Source organism: Janthinobacterium sp. EB271-G4-7A (assembly GCF_020858075.1).
Lineage (GTDB): Bacteria > Pseudomonadota > Gammaproteobacteria > Burkholderiales > Burkholderiaceae_D > Janthinobacterium > Janthinobacterium lividum.
This window is the reverse complement of the sequence record NZ_JACYMI010000006.1, coordinates 83,548-101,405: the sequence shown is the minus strand read 5'-3', so window position 1 is coordinate 101,405 and position 17,858 is coordinate 83,548. Positions and strand designations below refer to the sequence as shown.

General features: G+C 61.6%; 19 protein-coding genes. 5 read left to right on the top strand and 14 right to left on the bottom strand.

All coding sequences use genetic code 11. From position 1 onward, the window contains the following. Positions 1-97: 97 nt before the first annotated feature. The 3 genes from IGS58_RS26755 to IGS58_RS26745 all read left to right on the top strand — a co-directional run bounded on the left by IGS58_RS26755 (position 98) and on the right by IGS58_RS26745 (position 3,755). Positions 98-553: a DUF2147 domain-containing protein gene (locus IGS58_RS26755; RefSeq protein ID WP_034784781.1), complete on the top strand. Its 456-nt coding sequence runs from the start codon at positions 98-100 to the stop codon at positions 551-553. 273 nt (positions 554-826) lie between these two features. Beyond that, the gene (locus tag IGS58_RS26750; protein ID WP_230523123.1) at positions 827-2,602 is read left to right on the top strand and encodes an ice-binding family protein; all 1,776 of its coding nucleotides are present in this window, start codon (positions 827-829) and stop codon (positions 2,600-2,602) included. A 13-nt stretch (positions 2,603-2,615) separates the two neighbouring features. Beyond that, the gene (locus IGS58_RS26745; protein WP_230523122.1) at positions 2,616-3,755 is read left to right on the top strand and encodes an OmpA family protein; all 1,140 of its coding nucleotides are present in this window, start codon (positions 2,616-2,618) and stop codon (positions 3,753-3,755) included. 67 nt (positions 3,756-3,822) lie between these two features. On the opposite strand, the gene IGS58_RS26740 is transcribed toward IGS58_RS26745, so the two are convergent. The 11 genes from IGS58_RS26740 to tyrS form a co-directional block, all read right to left on the bottom strand. Continuing rightward, positions 3,823-4,290 (bottom strand): YaiI/YqxD family protein, encoded by a 468-nt coding sequence (locus tag IGS58_RS26740; RefSeq protein WP_092613064.1) that lies wholly within the window; start codon positions 4,288-4,290, stop codon positions 3,823-3,825. Between the two features lie 32 nt (positions 4,291-4,322). Continuing rightward, positions 4,323-5,378: a Holliday junction branch migration DNA helicase RuvB gene (gene ruvB / locus IGS58_RS26735; protein WP_046683444.1), complete on the bottom strand. Its 1,056-nt coding sequence runs from the start codon at positions 5,376-5,378 to the stop codon at positions 4,323-4,325. Between the two features lie 6 nt (positions 5,379-5,384). Then, the gene (gene ruvA, locus IGS58_RS26730; protein WP_070222695.1) at positions 5,385-5,963 is read right to left on the bottom strand and encodes a Holliday junction branch migration protein RuvA; all 579 of its coding nucleotides are present in this window, start codon (positions 5,961-5,963) and stop codon (positions 5,385-5,387) included. 44 nt (positions 5,964-6,007) lie between these two features. Beyond that, positions 6,008-6,547, bottom strand: a complete 540-nt coding sequence (gene ruvC / locus IGS58_RS26725; protein WP_230523121.1) for a crossover junction endodeoxyribonuclease RuvC — start codon at positions 6,545-6,547, stop codon at positions 6,008-6,010. Positions 6,548-6,683: 136 nt separating this feature from the next. Next, positions 6,684-8,270, bottom strand: a complete 1,587-nt coding sequence (purH, locus tag IGS58_RS26720) for a bifunctional phosphoribosylaminoimidazolecarboxamide formyltransferase/IMP cyclohydrolase (RefSeq protein WP_230523120.1) — start codon at positions 8,268-8,270, stop codon at positions 6,684-6,686. A gap of 96 nt (positions 8,271-8,366) precedes the next feature. After that, a complete protein-coding gene (locus IGS58_RS26715) occupies positions 8,367-8,600 on the bottom strand; it encodes a helix-turn-helix domain-containing protein (protein WP_008445162.1) in 234 nt (77 codons plus the stop codon). Positions 8,601-8,791: 191 nt separating this feature from the next. Beyond that, on the bottom strand, positions 8,792-9,844 hold the full coding sequence (gene dusB, locus IGS58_RS26710; protein WP_071653278.1) for a tRNA dihydrouridine synthase DusB: 1,053 nt from the start codon (positions 9,842-9,844) through the stop codon (positions 8,792-8,794). Positions 9,845-10,005: 161 nt separating this feature from the next. Then, a complete protein-coding gene (locus tag IGS58_RS26705) occupies positions 10,006-10,650 on the bottom strand; it encodes a histidine phosphatase family protein (RefSeq protein ID WP_230523119.1) in 645 nt (214 codons plus the stop codon). Positions 10,651-10,653: 3 nt separating this feature from the next. Beyond that, positions 10,654-11,298 carry a YbhB/YbcL family Raf kinase inhibitor-like protein gene (locus IGS58_RS26700; RefSeq protein ID WP_034784769.1) on the bottom strand — a complete coding sequence of 215 codons (645 nt, stop codon included), beginning with the start codon at positions 11,296-11,298 and terminating at the stop codon, positions 10,654-10,656. Positions 11,299-11,324: 26 nt separating this feature from the next. Next, entirely contained in the window at positions 11,325-11,774 is a 450-nt protein-coding gene (dtd, locus tag IGS58_RS26695) for a D-aminoacyl-tRNA deacylase (RefSeq protein WP_230523118.1), read from the bottom strand. Further along, on the bottom strand, positions 11,771-13,036 hold the full coding sequence (gene tyrS, locus IGS58_RS26690) for a tyrosine--tRNA ligase (RefSeq protein ID WP_034784765.1): 1,266 nt from the start codon (positions 13,034-13,036) through the stop codon (positions 11,771-11,773). The genes dtd and tyrS overlap by 4 nt, the downstream gene beginning before the upstream one ends. Positions 13,037-13,190: 154 nt before the next feature. Here tyrS and IGS58_RS26685 point away from each other — a divergent pair, with 154 nt between their 5' ends. After that, complete coding sequence (locus IGS58_RS26685) at positions 13,191-14,558, top strand: M23 family metallopeptidase (protein WP_230523117.1); 1,368 nt, start codon at positions 13,191-13,193, stop codon at positions 14,556-14,558. 102 nt (positions 14,559-14,660) lie between these two features. Continuing rightward, positions 14,661-15,788, top strand: coding sequence for an anhydro-N-acetylmuramic acid kinase (locus IGS58_RS26680; RefSeq protein WP_230523116.1), 1,128 nt, complete (start codon positions 14,661-14,663; stop codon positions 15,786-15,788). Between the two features lie 65 nt (positions 15,789-15,853). On the opposite strand, the gene erpA is transcribed toward IGS58_RS26680, so the two are convergent. The 3 genes from erpA to argC form a co-directional block, all read right to left on the bottom strand. After that, positions 15,854-16,216 carry an iron-sulfur cluster insertion protein ErpA gene (erpA, locus tag IGS58_RS26675; protein WP_029496047.1) on the bottom strand — a complete coding sequence of 121 codons (363 nt, stop codon included), beginning with the start codon at positions 16,214-16,216 and terminating at the stop codon, positions 15,854-15,856. A 98-nt stretch (positions 16,217-16,314) separates the two neighbouring features. Further along, positions 16,315-16,704 carry a bactofilin family protein gene (locus IGS58_RS26670; RefSeq protein WP_034785332.1) on the bottom strand — a complete coding sequence of 130 codons (390 nt, stop codon included), beginning with the start codon at positions 16,702-16,704 and terminating at the stop codon, positions 16,315-16,317. A gap of 90 nt (positions 16,705-16,794) precedes the next feature. Next, complete coding sequence (gene argC / locus IGS58_RS26665) at positions 16,795-17,832, bottom strand: N-acetyl-gamma-glutamyl-phosphate reductase (protein WP_230523115.1); 1,038 nt, start codon at positions 17,830-17,832, stop codon at positions 16,795-16,797. Positions 17,833-17,858 lie beyond the last annotated feature (26 nt).

Genomic DNA, 17,858 nt, shown 5'->3' with positions numbered 1-17,858 from the left:
GCGCGGCGTCATCTCCTGACGCCGCGCAGCACTGCTGGTCTTGCCTTGGTATCTATACTGTTTCGTAACAGATCAAAAAAACCACAGGAGACTAGCGATGCATAAACTATTCAAAGCAAGCGTACTGGTGGCCGCCCTGGCCATCGCCGGCAGCGCCACCGCGCGCGACGGCAACTATACCCCCGTCGGCACGTGGAAAACCATCGATGACGCCAGCGGCAAGCCGAAATCCCTCGTTGTCATCACGGAAAACAATGGTGTCTTGCAAGGCAAGATCGAAAAGCTGTTCCGTGGCCCGAATGAAGATCAAAATCCCAAGTGCGACAAGTGCACGGGCGCCAACAAGGACCAGCCCATCATCGGCTTGGTGATCCTGTCCGGCCTGAAATATGACGGCAAGGAATGGACGGGCGGCGAAATCACGGACCCGGCCAGCGGCAAGGTCTACAAGAGCAAGGCAGAACTGACGGAAGGCGGCACCAAGCTGCAAGTGCGCGGCTATGTCGGCGTGCCGATGTTTGGCCGCTCGCAAACGTGGGTGCGCGAAGAGTAAGCAACCGCCCCGCCCTGTCGAAGCCGGCCCTGCGCCGGCTTTTTTGTGCCTGCTTTCCGCACACGGCCGTTGTTTTTCAGGCCGAATCGTTCCCTTTTGAACCCATTCCCCGTCAAAGACAAGCTAAGCGCGCCAGCGCACATACCTTCAGTTTCCTAAATGAAATAGTGCATGCCTGTGACGCCATCGCCCTGTAGCGAAAGGCGGCATGGCTCTGCCGGATGACCTCATCCGCGGATGCCCGGCAATGACTGCCATGCACAAAGGAATTATATGAATCTCTTCAAGCGATATCTGAACCCGCTGCTCGTCTCGGCAGGTCTGCTGGCCATGGCCGCCCTGGCCGGCTGTGGCGGCGGCGACCAGGGACGCGATCCCATCCTCGGCTTGCCGGCTGCCACCTTGTCCAGCCTGGCCGTCACGCCAGCCACGGCCACGGTCGCCATCGGCGCGGGCCAGCAATTCACGGCCATCGCCACGTATAGCGACGGCTCCTCGCAAGACGTCAGCGCCAAGTCGGCCTGGACGTCGGCCACGCCAGCCAGTGCGACAGTCAATAGCGCCACAGGCTTGAGTACCGGCATCGCTGCCGGCGGCAGCAGCATCAGCGCCGCGTTCGGCGGCAAGAGCGCGGCGGCCCAGCTGACCGTCTCGCCAGCCACCTTGACGGCGATCGCCATCACGCCGCTCGCGCCATCCATCGCCATCGCCGCAACACAGCAATTCACGGTGAGCGGCAGCTTCAGCGACGGCGCCACGCGCGACGTCACGGCCGTGTCGACCTTTGCTTCGGCCAGCCCTACCACGGCCAGCATCGCCGCTGGCGGCTTGGCGCTGGGCAAGGTTGCCGGCACGACACAGATCACGGCCACCACGGGCACCTTGACAGCCAGCACCGTGTTGACCGTCACGCCAGCGACCCTGCTGGCTATCGCCGTCACGCCGCAAAACCCCATCATCCCGGCCGCCGCGACGCGCCAGCTGGCCGTCCTTGCCACGTATTCGGATGGCAGCAGCGTGGACGTCACGACCGGCAGCACCTTCGTTTCAGTCACGCCCGCCTCGGCCACCGTCGCCAGCGGCGGCCTCGTCACCGGCGTTGCCTTTGGTACCAGCGTCATGAATGCCAGCTTCAACGGCAAGACGGCCAGCACCACCGTGACCGTACCTGCCCTCACCCTGGTCAGCATCGCCGTCACGCCAGCCACGGCCAGCATCGCTGTTGGTGCCCAACAGCAATTCATTGCCACCGCAACGTATTCGGACAGCTCGAACGCCATCGTCACCAACAGCGCCGCCTGGACGTCGGGCACCGTTGCCAACGCCAGTGTACTGAACACGGGCGTCGCCACCGGCATCGCCGCCGGCACCAGCAGCATCACGGCCACGGCCGGCGGACAGTCGGGCAGCGCGTTGCTGACGGTCACGGCCGTCGCCATCCCGCCCGTCCTCAATCCGATCATCCTGGGCCGCGCGGCGCCGTTCGGCGTACTGGCCGGCACCTCGATCACGAACAACTCGGGCGGCACCACCCTGATCACGGGCGACGTCGGTGCGCCTTCGCAGACCACCGATCCGACCCAGGCGGCCGGCTTTACCAACTACAAGTCGGGCCCCATCCTGGCCGGCGCCATGACGGATTTGCAAGCGGCGATCACGGACGGCAATAGCCGGACTTGCGACGTCACCTTTGCCGGCGGCATCGACCTCGGTGGCCAGACCTTCGGCCCCGGCGTGTATTGCTATGCCGGTGCCATCAGCATTACAGGCACGCTGACACTGAACGGTCCCGGCGTGTACATCTTCCGCACGGCGCTGACCCTGGACTCGACCGTCAATTCGGTGGTTGCCCTGAATAACGGCGCCACGGCCGACAACGTCAGCTGGCTGCCTGTCGGCCCGACCACCCTGGCCGCGAACAGCGTCTTCAAGGGCAATATCCTGGGCCAGTCGGCCGCCATCACGGTGGGCGACAACACGACCCTGCTCAATGGCCGCGTGCTGACGGCTGCCGCCGTTACCCTGCGCAACAACCAGATCACCAAATAATCGGGACATGACGATGACTATCGCACACACACTGGGCGCCCTGAGCGTCATGGCCGGCGCCTTGCTGGCGGCGCAATCGGCGCAGGCGCAGGACAACACTTTCATCAACCCGGACTGGGCCAACAGCGCCTGGTACATCGGCGCGGGCGTGGGCCAGTCGCGCGCCACCATCGACGAACCGCGCCTGCGCGCCAGCCTGGCCGCCAACGGCGAAACCGTCACCGGCTTCAGCAAGGACCAGCGCGACACCGGCTATAAGCTGTTTGTCGGCCGCCAACTGAACCAGTATGTCGCCGTGGAAGCCGGTTACTTTGACCTGGGCAAGTTCGATTTCCAGTCGACCACCAGCGGCAACGGCGTGCTCAACGGACAAGCAGCCTTTCGCGGCGTAAACCTGGATTTGCTGGGCCAGCTGCCGCTGTCGCAGCGCCTGTCCTTGCTGGGCCGTGTCGGCATGCACTACACCAAGACCAACACGGAGTTCAGCGGTAACCGCCTGCTGGGTTCGACCAATACCCATGCCAGCGAGCGCAAGCTCAATGCCAAGCTGGGCCTCGGCCTGGAATACAAGTTCAGCGAAGCGCTGGCCCTGCGCGGTGAAGTCGAGCGTTATCGCCTGAACGACGCCGTTGGCAACCGCGGCGATGCGGACCTGTATTCCGTCAGCCTCGTGTATAAACTGGGCCGCCCGGCCAGCGCCACGCCCGCCTACCAGCCGGCGCCCGAAGTCGCCCCTGTCGTCGCCATGCCGGCACCTGTCATCGTGGCCGCACCGGCGCCTGTCCCCGTAGCGGAAAAAGTGTCGTTTGCCTCCGAAGCGCTGTTTGATTTCGATCAATCGACACTCAAGCCGCAAGGCAAGGCGGCGCTGGACCAGCTGCTCGGTCAATTGACGGGCATGGACCTGGAGGTCATCGTCACGGTCGGCCATACGGATGCCGTCGGTTCCGACGCGTACAACCAGAAACTGTCGCAGCGCCGCGCCGAAGCCGTCAAGGCCTATCTGGTGGCGCAAGGCGTGGAAACGAGCCGCGTCTACACGGAAGGCAAGGGAGAAACGCAACCGGTGGCCGACAACACGAGTGCCGCCGGCCGCGCCAAGAACCGCCGCGTGACGGTGGAAGTGGTAGGCACGCGCAAAGTTGCACGCTAAGTTGCATGCACATGAAAAAACCGGCTTGCGCCGGTTTTTTTTAGTCCACGTTTTTTTCGTCCACCGCTTACTGCGCCGGGGCCGGCTTGCGGTGATGCTTGCTCAGATGCCGGTCCAGGCTATTGGCAAACTGTTGCCGGTCGGATTGGCTGAAGGCGGCAGGACCGCCCGTGTCGACACCGCCGCTGCGCAATTCTTCCATGAAAGCGCGCATCGTCAGTTGCTGGGCGATATTGTCCTTCGTGTAAAACTCGCCGCGCGGGTTCAGCGCAAAACCGCCCTTGGTCAGCACGTCGGCAGCCAGCGGGATGTCGCCCGTGATGACGAGGTCGCCGGGATTCAACAAGCGCACGATTTCCTGGTCAGCCACGTCCGCGCCGGACGGCACTTGCACGGTGCGGATGAAACGCGAGGGCGGCACGCGCAAGCCCTGGTTGGCGACCAGGGTGAGCGGCAATTCCAGACGGTCGGCCACGCGATACAAAATTTCCTTGATGACGACGGGACACGCATCGGCGTCGATCCATATCTGCATGCCCGGCATGGTCTGCTGGCTGCCTTCCGCCATCACAGTTCCCACGCTTCGCCGCCCGGACCCATGCGCGGGGCGCTGACGCCAAAGTGCAGGTAGGCGGCCGGCGTGGCGACGCGGCCACGGGGCGTGCGCTGCAAAAAGCCTTGCTGTATCAGATACGGTTCCAGCACGTCTTCGATGGTATCGGCCGCTTCGCCGATGGCCGCCGCCAGATTCCCAATGCCGACGGGGCCGCCGCCGAACTTGAACAGCACGGCTTCGAGCAGCTTGCGGTCCATCACGTCGAAGCCGGCGGAATCGACGTCGAGCATGGCCAGCGCGCGGTCGGCCACCACCTTGGTGATCTCGCCATTGCTTTTGACTTCCGCAAAATCGCGCACGCGGCGCAGCAGGCGGTTGGCGATGCGAGGCGTGCCGCGCGCGCGCTGGGCGATTTCAATCGCGCCTTCCGGGTCGATCGGTGCTTTCAGCAAGGCCGCGCTGCGAGTGACGATCTTCGTCAATTCGCCCGTGTTATAAAACTCCAGGCGCGCGACGATGCCGAAGCGGTCGCGCAGCGGATTGGTCAGCATGCCGGCGCGCGTAGTGGCGCCCACCAATGTAAACGGTTGCAGGTCGAGTTTCACGGAACGGGCGGCCGGGCCTTCGCCGATCATGATATCGATCTGATAATCCTCAAGCGCCGGATACAAAATCTCTTCCACGACGGGCGACAGGCGGTGGATTTCATCGATGAACAGGACATCGTTCGCTTCCAGGTTCGTCAGGATCGCCGCCAGGTCGCCCGGGCGCTCCAGCACGGGACCGGAGGTCTGGCGCAAATTGACGCCCATTTCGCGCGCGATGATGTGCGCCAGGGTCGTCTTGCCCAGGCCCGGCGGGCCGAACAGCAAAGTATGGTCGAGCGCTTCCTTGCGCTGGCGCGCAGCCGTAATGAAAATCTCGAGCTGGTCGCGGATTTTTTCCTGCCCCACATACTCGTCGAGCTGCTTGGGGCGCAAGGCCCGTTCGATGGCCTCTTCGTTGTGCGAGATGGGGGCCGCGTCGATGATGCGCTGTTCCGTGAAACTGTCGGTCTGGATGCTCATGCCCTATCAGCCTTTCGACAGCGCTTTCAGCGCCAGTTTGATGCCGTCCGACACGCCGCTGCCGGCCGGCACGTTTTTCACGGCGGCCAGCGCTTCCTTGTCCGAATAGCCGAGCGCAACCAGGGCATTCAAAATATCCGATTGCGCATCCGGCGCCGCGTGCGCGCCGCCGGCGCCAATGTCCGCACCCAGCTTGCCCTTCAATTCCAGCAACAGGCGCTCGGCCGTTTTCTTGCCGATGCCCGGCACTTTCACGAGGCGGCCGGAATCCTGCAGGGTGATGGCTTGCGCCAGGTCGGCAATCGTCATGCCCGAGAGGATAGACAAGGCCATGCGCGCGCCCACGCCCGTGATCTTGATCAACTGGCGGAACACGGCGCGCTCGGCTGCATTGCCGAAGCCAAACAACAGGTGCGCATCTTCGCGGATGGCCTGGTGTGTGAACAGCACGACTTTTTCGCCCACGTGGGGCAGGTTGTAAAACGTGCTCATCGGCACGTCGACTTCATAGCCGACGCCCTGGCAATCGACCAGCAATTGTGGCGGATTCTTTTCAAGCAAAATACCGGAGAGACGGCCTATCATCGCGTGTTCCTAATGTTGTGTATATATATATGAGGGCCATGCAGCTATCCCACTAAACGGCCGCGCTTCATGCGCAGCCCCTGCAGCTGGGGCGCCAGCGCGCCGAGCATGGCCAGCGCATCGATGCTGTTGGCGTGGCAAATGGCCACGCCCAAGGCATCGGCCGCATCCGTGCCGGGCAAGCCTGGCAAGGACAGCAGCCGCGACACCATCTCCTGCACCTGCTCCTTGGCCGCCTTGCCATGGCCCGTGACGGCCTGCTTCACTTGCAGCGCCGTGTATTCGGCCACCGACAGGTCGGCGTTGACCAGCGCGCAAATAGCCGCGCCGCGCGCCTGGCCCAGCAGCAAGGTCGATTGGGGATTGACGTTGACAAACACTTTCTCGATGGCCGCGCAGTCGGGCTGATAGGTGCCGACGATTTCGCTCACGCCCTGCAGGATGACCTTCAGGCGCGGCGGTAATTCCCCTTCGGAACCTGTCTTGACGGTACCCGACGCGATATAGCGCAGCTTGTTGCCGTGTTTTTCAATGACCCCAAAGCCGGTCGTGCGCAGGCCAGGATCGATGCCAAGAATAATCATCGCCAGATTCTATAATGAATACGGCAGGCACCGGTGAATAACCGGTGCCTGCCGTATTGTGTCGCAGCAACCCAAACCAACATCTGGGGTCGGACCCTTAGGGTCCGACCCCGATCATTGCCGTTGGGTTCAATTATCAATGACGGAAGTGACGCGTGCCCGTGTAAAGCATCACGACGCCGCGCTCGTCCGCCGCATCGATCACTTCCTGGTCGCGCATGGAGCCGCCCGGGTGGATGACGCAGGTCGCGCCCGCGTCGACGACAACGTCGAGGCCGTCGCGGAACGGGAAGAAGGCGTCCGACGCCACGACGGAGCCCGTCAGCGACAGGCCGGCGTTGTGCGCCTTGATGGAAGCGATGCGGGCCGAGTCGATACGGCTCATCTGGCCAGCGCCCACGCCCAGGGTCATGTTATTGCCGCAGAAGACGATGGCGTTCGACTTGACGAATTTCGCCACTTTCCAGGCGAACATCAGGTCGGCCAGTTGCTGCGGCGTAGGCTGCAGCTTGCTGACCACGCGCAAGTCGCCGATGCCGACGTTTTTCGCGTCCGGCGATTGCACCAGCAAGCCGCCACCGACGCGCTTGAAGTCCATGGCGTGCACGCCGCTGCCCAGCGGGATTTCCAGCATGCGCACGTTTTGCTTGCTCGACAGAATCTGTTTCGCTTCCGCGGAGAACGACGGGGCGATCAGCACTTCGACGAACAGCTTGGCGATTTCGCCGGCCGTGGCCCCATCCAGTTCGGTATTAAACGCGATGATGCCGCCGAATGCCGAGGTCGGGTCCGTCTGCAGGGCGCGCGCATACGCTTCCGCCGCATTCTTGCCCAGGGCGACGCCGCATGGATTCGCGTGCTTGACGATGACGCAGGCGGCGCTTTGCTCGAAACCGCCCATGCTCTTCACACATTCCCAGGCAGCATCGGCGTCGGCGATGTTGTTATACGACAATTCCTTGCCTTGCAGCTGGCGGTAGTTGGCCAGCGCGCCATCGATGGCGACCAGGTCGCGGTAGAAGGCGGCGCTCTGGTGCGGGTTTTCACCGTAGCGCATGTCTTGCACTTTTTCAAAGGCAACGTTCAAGATTTGCGGATAGGCGCCGCGCTCGGCGTGCACTTTCGTCGGACCCAGGCTGGTCAGGTAGTTGGTGATGGCGCCATCGTATTGCGCCGTGTGCGCAAAGACTTTTTTCGCCAGCATGAACTTGGTATCGTAGCTGACGTCGCCTGCCTTGCCGTCGGCCGCACGCATTTCCGCCAGCACCACGTCATAGTCGGTCGGGTCGCAGATGACAACCACGTCCTTGTGGTTCTTGGCTGCCGAACGCAGCATGGTCGGGCCACCGATATCGATATTTTCGATCGCATCTTCCAGGGTGCAATCGGCCTTGGCGACCGTGCCCTGGAACGGGTACAGGTTGACCACCACCATGTCGATGGTCGGCATGTCGTGCTCGACCAGTTTCGACATGTGCTCAGGGAAATCGCGGCGCGCCAGGATACCGCCGTGCACTTTCGGGTGCAGGGTCTTCACACGGCCATCGAGCATCTCCGGGAAACCCGTGTAATCGGCAACTTCCGTGACGGGAACACCGTTGTCAGCCAGCAATTTGGCGGTGCCGCCGGTGGACAGGAGGTTGACGCCGAGGGCGGACAGGGCGCGGGCGAATTCGAGAACGCCGGTCTTGTCGGAAACGGAGAGGAGAGCTTGTTTGATCATGGCTGTGGCTAGGTGGTTAAGTGTTCTTGGCGAATGGCGCAGGCCCGGTGCCGGGCTGCGGCGGATTCAAATCTTGGCGTCACTTGCATGCCGGCATTACAGCAAACCGTGCTCCTGCAATTTCTTGCGCAGGGTATTGCGGTTGATGCCCAGCATCTGCGCGGCGTGCGACTGGTTGCCATCGGCGCGTGTCATCACGACTTCCAGGATGGGCTTTTCCACGGTCAGCACGACCATGTCATAGATATTCGATGCTTGCTGTTCGCCCAGGTCATTGAAGTAATCTTCTAGACTTTTCTGTACGACTTCCTGAATGCTTTCTTTGCTCATTTTTATGCTTCAACCGGCTGAACACCTGGCAATCCGGCGCCGCGCCGCCCATGCGGTCCGCGTGCTGCCCTCTTGCCTCGGTGTTGTAATTAATATTGCATGACGCTCTGTATAGGCGCTCGCCCTTGTACTGCTGATCACTCTTGCTTGTCACTATTGCTTATAACTTATATCACTGCCTTGCTATCTGCTCATGCTGCCGTGGCCACAGGTTTGATCACATCGATCAGGCCACTTTCACTGGATTCGGAGAGGCGGTATTGTAACCGTTCGCCAAATTTCCATTGCGACTCAAAAAATTGATCGACGGCCAGCAATTGCGCGTCCGTCGATTCCAGCAAGTTCATTTGCTGGCGGAACGCTTCGCCGCCTTCCAGATCCTTGACATACCAGCCGATGTGCTTGCGTGCCGTGCGCACGCCGAGGAATTCGCCGTAAAACGCGTAATGGGCGCGCAAATGCTCGTCCATCAGGGTACGCACTTCATCCACGTACGGCGCCGGCAGCAAGGTGCCGGTGCGCAGGAAATGGTCGATTTCACGGCAAATCCACGGCCGGCCCTGCGCCGCGCGGCCGATCATGACGGCATCGGCGCCCGTTTGATCCAGCACAAAGCGGGCCTTTTCAGGACTGGTAATGTCGCCGTTGGCCACCACGGGGATGCCCACCGATGCTTTCACGGCGGCAATCGTTTCATATTCGGCATCACCCTTGTAGCCATCGGCGCGCGTGCGGCCGTGCAAAGTCAGCATCTGGATGCCGGCTTGCTCGGCGATCCGGGCGATGGTCAGGGCATTCTTGTTGGAACGGTTCCAGCCCGTGCGAAATTTCAGGGTGACGGGCACATCGACGGCATTGACGACGGCGTGCAAGATCTTTTCGACGAGGCTTTCATCTTGCAACAGGGCCGAACCGCACCAGCTGTTGCACACTTTTTTGACGGGGCAACCCATGTTGATGTCGATGATCTGCGCGCCCCGGTCCACATTGAACTTGGCGCAGTCGGCCAGGTCTTGCGGATCGGCGCCGGCGATCTGCACGGCCTTCGGCTCCATTTCGCCTTCGTGGTCCGTGCGGCGCGAGCTTTTTTCCGTCGCCCACAGGCGCGGATTCGACGCCGCCATTTCCGACACGGCGTAGCCGGCACCCAACTGCTTGCACAACTGGCGGAAAGGCCGATCCGTCACACCCGCCATGGGAGCGACGAAAACGTTGTTGCGCAGAATGTGAGGGCCGATTTGCACTGAAGAACCTGGAATGGACGGAGGAACCTGCTATTTTAACCGATTCCCTGCCTAATTAATAAGCACTATTTTTTTGCTTCAGTGCGCTTGGGCGGGCGCCGCGCTTGTGCAGCACAGCAAAACAGAGGCTCGGCGAGCCCGTCCGTCGGTTCGTCCGGCTCTTAGCCCAGCTCGTCCATCGCGGGCGCGCTCAAATGTTCGATATTTCCCCAATGCACCAAATGCAGCTTGCCGTCCGCGTAAGAAAAGCGGTTGACGCTGGCATTTTTGACCTGGAAGTCGCGCGGACTGTCGAGCGTCATGCCGACCGCCTCGCGGTAGGCGCATTCGAGCACGCCGCCGTGGGCGACGATGGCGATCGTCTGGCCGTCATATTTCCCGGCCCAGCGGGCGATGGCACCGTTCGCGCGCGCATAGAACTGGCGGAAACTTTCGGCCTGGCGCTCGCCCGACGGCATCACGGCATCGATCTGGCGCGATTGCCACTGTGCATATTCGTGCGGATAGCGCGAGGCAATATCCGCATACAGCAAGCCTTCGAAGGCGCCATAGCAGCGCTCGCGCAGCAAGGAATCCGTTTGCACGGGCAAATCTTTCACATCGGCCACGGCTTGCGCCGTCTGCTGCGCGCGCTGCAGATCGCTGGCGATAATGGCGGCCAGCGGTTCGTCCGCCAGCGCCTGCCCCAGCGCCCCCGCTTGCGCCAGGCCCGCCTCGTTCAGGGCGATGTCGATATGGCCCTGCAGGCGGCGGCCCGCATTCCAGGCCGTCTCGCCATGGCGTATCAGTAAAATCGTGGTGCTCATGCTTTATTTCTTCAGGGTAAGTGCCAATTCGGGGTTAAGCGAATAGGCGACGACGAGCTGGGCTTCGTCGAGGATGTGGCCGTACAGGGCTGCATGGGCTTGCTGCCCCGTGAAACGCTCGGGCAGCGCCAGGCGCGGCACGTCGAGCGCGTACAGGCGAAAAATATAATGGTGGATGCGCTCGTCATTCCACGGCGGGCACGGGCCATCATAGCCGTAATAGTCCCCGGCCATGGCGGCATCGCCGGCAAACCAGGCCGTATAGTCGTTGAGGCCCTGGCGCAGTGGCAACGCACCGCCGCTGGCGGCAGGCTTGCCGCGCGGCGTGATGCCGCTGGAAAACTCACCGGCTGCAATAACCCGCATGGCCAGGGGAATATCAAGCAAGCTCCAGTGATAAAAGTCGCCGCGCGGCGCCGTCAGCGGCAGCGATTGGTCATCGCGGTTGGCCAGGCTGGCGTCTTGCGGCGCATCGGGGTCGATGCAGAACAGGGCCAGCGACTCGGTGCCGTTGGGCACCTCGTCCCAGGCCAGATGAGGATTGCGGTTGCCGGCGAGGCGCACGCGGCTGGCCGGATCGATCTCGGCAAAGGCATGGTCGGCCGGCATCAGGCCGCCATCACGAAACGTCTCGCTCCACAATTTCATCGCTTGCTCCTCTTTATATTTTTTAGTTATTGCTTTGCGTTTACTTGCAGCCAGAAGGTGACGGGCCCGTCGTTCGTCAGCGACACCTGCATGTCGGCGCCGAACTGTCCCGTTTGCACGGTCGCGTGGCGGCTGCGCGCCTGGTCCACGAAATGCGCGAACAGGCGCAAGCCGTCCTGCGGCGCGGCCGCCGGCGTAAACGACGGGCGCGTGCCGGACTTGGTGTCGGCCGCCAGCGTAAACTGCGGTACCAGCAGCAAGCCGCCGGCCACGTCCGTCACGCTGCGGTTCATCTTGCCCGCCTCGTCGGCAAACACGCGATAGCCCAGCAGTTTTATAAGCAGGGCGTCCGCTTCCTTCTCCGTATCGCCCCGCTCCGCGCACACGAGCACCATCAGGCCGGCATCGATGGCGCCGATGGTGGCGCCGGCCACGTCGACCTTGGCCTGCGTAACGCGCTGCAGCAGCGCGATCATGCCGTCAAGGTGACGCGCGCAAAACTGCGCTTGCCAACTTGCAACACGAACTGGCCAGCCGCCACTTGCAAGCCCTTGTCGCTGATGACGGTGCCGTCGATGCGCACGCCGCCCTGGTCGATCTTGCGCATGGCTTCCGACGTCGATGGGCACAGGCCCGCTTGCTTGAGCAATTGCGGGATGCCCAGCGGTGCGCCAGCCAGCGTCACTTCCGGGATATCGTCGGGGATGCCGCCCTTCGAGCGGTTGACGAAGTCGGCCAGCGCCTCTTCCGCCGCCTGCTGCGAGTGGAAGCGGGCAACGATCTCTTGCGCCAACGCAACCTTGGCATCGCGCGGATTGCGACCTTCCTCGACTTCGCGCTTCAGCTGGGCCAGTTCGGCGATCGAGCGCCACGACAGCAGCTCGTAGTAGCGCCACATCATGACGTCGGAAATGCTCATCAGCTTGGCGAACATGGTGTTGCCCGGTTCCGTGATGCCGATATAGTTATTCTTCGACTTGGACATTTTTTCCACGCCGTCCAAACCTTCCAGCAGAGGCATGGTCAAAATACACTGCTGCTCCTGTCCGTACTGCTTTTGCAGTTCGCGGCCCACCAGCAGGTTGAACTTCTGGTCCGTGCCGCCCAGTTCCAGGTCCGACTTCAGGGCCACCGAATCGTAACCCTGCATCAGTGGGTACAGGAATTCATGCACGGAAATAGGAATGCCACCCTGGAAGCGCTTGGTGAAGTCGTCGCGCTCGATCATGCGCGCCACCGTGTAGTGGGAAGCGAGCTGGATGATGCCGCGCGCGCCCAGCGGATCGCACCACTCGGAGTTATAGCGGATTTCGGTCTTGCTGGCGTCCAGCACCAAAGATGCTTGCGCGAAATACGTCATCGCGTTAATCTCGATCTGTTCCTTGGTCAACGGCGGGCGCGTGACGTTGCGGCCCGAAGGGTCGCCGATCATGGACGTGAAGTCGCCGATGAGGAAAATGACTTGATGGCCGAGGTTTTGCAGCTGGCGCATCTTGTTCAGCACGACAGTGTGGCCCAGATGCAAGTCGGGTGCAGTCGGGTCCAGGCCCAGTTTGATGCGCAGCGGAACACCGGTTTTCTCGGAGCGGGCTAATTTTTGCGCAAATTCGCTTTCGATCAAGAGTTCGTCGACGCCACGCTTGGTAATCGCGAGGGCTTCTTGTACTCTGTCCGACAGCGGAAGCGCGGTCTGAGCGGCGTTAGCCTTTGTAGGCGATGCGGTGGTGTTGATTTCCATAAAATTTGACTGTAGATCTCAAAATGGTAGTAGGTTTGCGGAGTTTGCTATAATGCTCGATCCCATCAATCTTGCCGTATGAAAACGAACCAAAATAACAATAACAAAGAGCATTAGTTCAGGTCACGTTCAAGGGCAAATTTTAACTGATTGCATGAACCCTATACATAAAATCACAGGCTCACGCTTGTACACACAGCTGACGACGACACGCAAGGCACGCATTATCGGTGCCTCCGCAGTGCTGCTCGCCGTGGCCGCCTTCGGCGCGGTCGCTGTGTCGCCCATGGCGCCCGACGCATCGGACTTGCCGGTCACGTCCATCGCCCAGAACCTGGAAATGCCTGATCTCGCCTCGCAAATTTCCGCGATGGAACAGGTAGACCAGAATTTCACCCACGAAGAAAAAGTCCGCGCTGGCGATACCCTCGCCACCCTGCTGACCCGTCTCGGCGTGGATGATGCGGCGGCCGCCAATTTCATTAAAACCGACAAGATCGCGCGCGGCGTGATGTTGCTGAAATCGGGCAAGCGCGTGCAAGCGCAAACGTCCGAAAACGGCGACCTCAACTGGATGCGCGCCACGCTCGTCGACGGCACGGACAAATCGGTCAAGAACATCCTGATCACCCGCAAGGGCGACAAGTTCGTGGCCACGGAAGTAGCTGCCCAGCTGGAACGCCGCGTTGAAATGCACGCGCGCAAGATTACTTCCACCCTGTTCGCCGCCACCGACTCCAGCCTGGATGGCACCCGCCTGCCAGACTCGATTTCCGCGCAAATCGTGGAAATGTTCTCCACCAATATCGACTTCCGCTCCGACCTGAAACGCGGCGACTCGTTTAATGTTGTCTACGAAACATTCTGGCAAGATGGCGAATTTGTCCGAGCGGGCCGCATCCTGGCCGGTGAATTCACCAACCGCGGCACGACTTACCAGTCCGTTTGGTTCGAAGACCCAGCCAGCAAGCAAGGCGGCGGTTACTACAGTTTCGACGGCAAGTCCCTCAAAAAAGCCTTCCTGAAATCCCCCCTCGAATTCTCCCGCATCTCGTCCGGCTTCTCCATGCGCGTGCACCCGATTTCCGGCAACTGGAAAGCGCACAAAGGCATCGATTTCGCTGCGGCAACGGGCACGCCTATCCGCGCGTCGGGCGACGGCGTGGTCGATTCCGTCGGCATGCAAAATGGTTACGGCAATGTTGTTGTCCTGAAACACTGGGCCAACTACACCACCGCCTACGCGCACATGAGCCGCTTCGCTTCGGGCCTGAAAAAAGGTCAAAAAGTCAGCCAGGGCGATGTGATCGGCTATGTCGGCACCACCGGCTGGTCGACGGGCGCCCATTTGCACTATGAATTCCGCGTCGGCGGCGTGGCACAGGATCCAAGCAAGCTGAACGTACAAGCCCAGGCGCCGTTGACGGCCGCCGAGCTGAGCCGTTTCCGCATGGTGTCGGCTGACATGATGCACCGCTTCACCCTGCTGCGTCCGAACGACACGGCACTGGCTGCGCGCTAAGCAACACTGCCTTCGGGCAACATATAAAGGCACCGCCCATGCAAATGGCCGGTGCCTTTGTTTTTCCCCATGCGCTTCTGCGCCCGGCACAAATGCGGCACAATGCACCTCACCACTTACGCATTCAAGGAATACCCCATGCTGTATATCGGTTTAATGTCAGGCACCAGTCTCGATGGCGTCGATGGTGCGCTGGTCGACTTTTCCGACGAGGGCACGCGCAGCCTGGGCGACGCGTACATTCCCTTTCCCGCCAGCCTGCGCGCCGACCTGATGGCGCTGCAAAGTGCGGGCCAGAATGAAATCGAACGCGAAGCGCTGGCGGCAAACCGACTCGTGCGCCATTACGCCGATTGCGTCGCCATGCTTCTGAGCAACGCGGGCATAGTCCCGGACGCCATCGCTGCCATCGGCGCGCATGGCCAGACCATCCGCCACCGCCCGGAGCTGGGCTTCACGCGCCAGCTGAACAATCCGGCCCTGCTGGCCGAACTGACGGGCATCGACGTCATCGCCGACTTGCGCAGCCGCGACGTGGCGGCCGGCGGCCAGGGCGCGCCGCTGGTGCCCGCTTTTCACCAGGCCATCTTCAATCTGCCGGGCCACACGCGCGTGCTGGCCAATATCGGCGGCATCAGCAATATCAGCGTGCTGCACGCGGACGGCACGGTGACGGGCTACGACACGGGTCCCGGCAATGCATTGATGGATGGCTGGGTCTTGCAGCACCTGGGCCAGCCCTACGACGCCGACGGCGCCTGGGCCGCCACGGGCCAGGTCATCCCTGCCCTGCTGGCAGAATTGCTCAACGAGCCCTATTTTGACTTGCCTGCACCAAAAAGCACGGGACGCGACCTGTTCCATGCCGACTGGCTGGGCGCCAAGCTGGCCAGCTATCCGCAAGCCAAGCCAGCCGACGTGCAGGCGACCCTGACCCAGCTGACGGCCGCCAGCCTGGCGCACGCCATCGTGCGCGACGGCGCACGGGCGGAAACCGTGTATGTGTGTGGCGGCGGCGCGCAGAACGCCAGCCTGATGGCGGCGCTGGCCCGTGAATTGCCGGGCATGGCGGTGGCATCGACGGCAGCACTGGGCGTGGCGCCCAGCCAGGTCGAAGCTTTGGCGTTCGCCTGGCTGGCCTGGCGCTTTACGCAGCGCAAGCCGGGCAACTTGCCGGCCGTGACGGGTGCGCAGGGCTTACGCGTACTGGGGGCGCTGTATCCGCGCTGAGCCGGCGTAGAAACACAAATAGCGGATCGAAGATCCGCTATTGTCTTGCTTGCCCAGTTTAGTGCTTAAACGGAGAAAGACGAACCGCAACCGCAGGTGGACGTCGCAGTTGGGTTTTTGATCACGAACTGCGCGCCTTCCAGGTCATCCTTGTAGTCGATTTCCGCGCCGACCAGGTACTGGTAGCTCATGGAGTCGATCAACAGCTGGACGCCGTTCTTGACCATGGTGGTGTCATCTTCGTTGACGATTTCATCGAAGGTGAAGCCATACTGGAAACCGGAGCAGCCGCCACCCTGCACGAACACGCGCAATTTCAGGTCGGGATTGCCTTCTTCTTCGATCAGCTGCGCGACTTTTTCGGCGGCGCTATCGGTAAAGATAATAGGGGAAGGGATCACATCTTGCATTTCAGCGACGGCATTCATATCAGGCACTCCTACTAGAAAACATTAAGTCATTATAGACTGTTGGCGCAACTCGCGCTGCGGCCGCCGCTGATGCGGCTGGACGGTGTTGTTCCTGCTCACATTTCCGATACGGCCAGGTGCAGCACGGGGTCGGCGCTGTCGTGGCGACTCAGCTTGCCTTGCACCAATGCGCCGCTGTGCATTTCCAGCACTTTGTAATAGACCTCTCCTACAATGCGGGCTTTTGGCTGGATTTCAAGCATTTCCGACACATACACGGGGCCATTGATCTCGCCGCTGACGACCAGGCTCGAACAGCGCACTTCGCCATCGATGCGGCCCGCCTCGCCCAGCACCACATACGTGGGCTCGCCCGGCTCGCCCGTGACGTTGCCGCGCACATGGCCATCGATGCGCAAGCCGCCGCAAAACAGCAGGTCGCCCTCGATCCGCGTGGAAGCGCCGATCAGGGTGTCGATGGGGTTTTTCGCATTGCGCTCGAACATGAACGTCATCCTGTCGGGGTACGTGGCAGTCCAATTTATCACAGGTCCGGCAAAAAGGCGCCGGACCCGCGCAAGCAGCGGCGCCGATAATTACGGCAGCAGGGCGATGTGTTGCAAACCGGCCGTTTCTTTCAAGCCAAACATCAAGTTCATGCACTGCACGGCCTGACCCGACGCGCCCTTGACCAGATTGTCCTGCACCACCAGCACGATGACGGTATTGCCGCCTTCGGGACGGTGCAAGGCCAGGCGCAGCATGTTCGAACCGCGCGTGGAGCGGGTTTCCGGGTGCGCGCCGAACGGCATCACGTCGACGAAAGGCTCATCCTTGTATTGCTCTTCAAACAAGGATTGCAATTCCTCATTGCTGACATCCTTGTTCAGCTGCGCGTACAGGGTCGAATGCATGCCGCGGATCATCGGCACCAGGTGCGGCGTGAAGGTCAGCGCCACTTTCTCATCCGTGAAACGCTGCAATTGCGCCGTCGTTTCCGGCAGGTGGCGGTGGCCGGCCACGCCGTAGGCCTTGAAGCTGTCGCTGCTTTCCGAAAACAGGATGCCGATTTCCGCCTTGCGGCCGGCGCCCGACACGCCCGACTTGCAGTCGGCGATCAAGCCGCCCGCGTTGACCAGGCCCGCCTTGAGCAGCGGGTAAAAGCCCAGCTGCATGGTGGTCGGGTAGCAACCGGGGTTGGCGATCAGCTTCGCTTGCTTGATGTCTTCGCGGTTCAGTTCCGGCAAGCCATATACGGCCTGTTCGATCAGCTCGGGAGCCGTATGGGGAATCTTGTACCACTGCTCGAACTTGGCCTGGTCTTTCAGGCGGAAATCGGCAGCCAGGTCGATGACTTTCACGCCGGCGGCCAGCAAGGCTGGTGCCTGCGCCATGGCAACGCCATGCGGGGTGGCAAAGAAGACCACGTCGCACTGTTCCAGATTCGCCTTGTCCGGCGAGGAAAACGCCAGTTTCACATGGCCGCGCAGGGAAGGATACATGTCAGCAACGGGCAAGCCATCTTCCTTGCGCGAGGTAATCGCCGTCAACTGGACATCTGGATGGGTAGCGAGCAAGCGCAGCAACTCCACGCCCGTGTATCCAGTGCCGCCGACGATGCCAACTTTGATCATGTTCTTTCCTTGTGTATAGATTGCAT

What these genes read in the sequence shown, in the direction of transcription:
- IGS58_RS26755 (WP_034784781.1), top strand. Translation starts at nt 98, where the DNA reads ATGCATAAACTATTCAAAGCAAGCGTACTGGTGGCCGCCCTGGCCATC.
- IGS58_RS26750 (WP_230523123.1), top strand. Translation starts at nt 827, where the DNA reads ATGAATCTCTTCAAGCGATATCTGAACCCGCTGCTCGTCTCGGCAGGT.
- IGS58_RS26745 (WP_230523122.1), top strand. Translation starts at nt 2,616, where the DNA reads ATGACTATCGCACACACACTGGGCGCCCTGAGCGTCATGGCCGGCGCC.
- IGS58_RS26740 (WP_092613064.1), bottom strand. Translation starts at nt 4,290, where the DNA reads ATGCAGATATGGATCGACGCCGATGCGTGTCCCGTCGTCATCAAGGAA.
- ruvB (WP_046683444.1), bottom strand. Translation starts at nt 5,378, where the DNA reads ATGAGCATCCAGACCGACAGTTTCACGGAACAGCGCATCATCGACGCG.
- ruvA (WP_070222695.1), bottom strand. Translation starts at nt 5,963, where the DNA reads ATGATAGGCCGTCTCTCCGGTATTTTGCTTGAAAAGAATCCGCCACAA.
- ruvC (WP_230523121.1), bottom strand. Translation starts at nt 6,547, where the DNA reads ATGATTATTCTTGGCATCGATCCTGGCCTGCGCACGACCGGCTTTGGG.
- purH (WP_230523120.1), bottom strand. Translation starts at nt 8,270, where the DNA reads ATGATCAAACAAGCTCTCCTCTCCGTTTCCGACAAGACCGGCGTTCTC.
- IGS58_RS26715 (WP_008445162.1), bottom strand. Translation starts at nt 8,600, where the DNA reads ATGAGCAAAGAAAGCATTCAGGAAGTCGTACAGAAAAGTCTAGAAGAT.
- IGS58_RS26705 (WP_230523119.1), bottom strand. Translation starts at nt 10,650, where the DNA reads ATGAGCACCACGATTTTACTGATACGCCATGGCGAGACGGCCTGGAAT.
- IGS58_RS26700 (WP_034784769.1), bottom strand. Translation starts at nt 11,298, where the DNA reads ATGAAATTGTGGAGCGAGACGTTTCGTGATGGCGGCCTGATGCCGGCC.
- dtd (WP_230523118.1), bottom strand. Translation starts at nt 11,774, where the DNA reads ATGATCGCGCTGCTGCAGCGCGTTACGCAGGCCAAGGTCGACGTGGCC.
- tyrS (WP_034784765.1), bottom strand. Translation starts at nt 13,036, where the DNA reads ATGGAAATCAACACCACCGCATCGCCTACAAAGGCTAACGCCGCTCAG.
- IGS58_RS26685 (WP_230523117.1), top strand. Translation starts at nt 13,191, where the DNA reads ATGAACCCTATACATAAAATCACAGGCTCACGCTTGTACACACAGCTG.
- IGS58_RS26680 (WP_230523116.1), top strand. Translation starts at nt 14,661, where the DNA reads ATGCACCTCACCACTTACGCATTCAAGGAATACCCCATGCTGTATATC.
- erpA (WP_029496047.1), bottom strand. Translation starts at nt 16,216, where the DNA reads ATGAATGCCGTCGCTGAAATGCAAGATGTGATCCCTTCCCCTATTATC.
- IGS58_RS26670 (WP_034785332.1), bottom strand. Translation starts at nt 16,704, where the DNA reads ATGTTCGAGCGCAATGCGAAAAACCCCATCGACACCCTGATCGGCGCT.
- argC (WP_230523115.1), bottom strand. Translation starts at nt 17,832, where the DNA reads ATGATCAAAGTTGGCATCGTCGGCGGCACTGGATACACGGGCGTGGAG.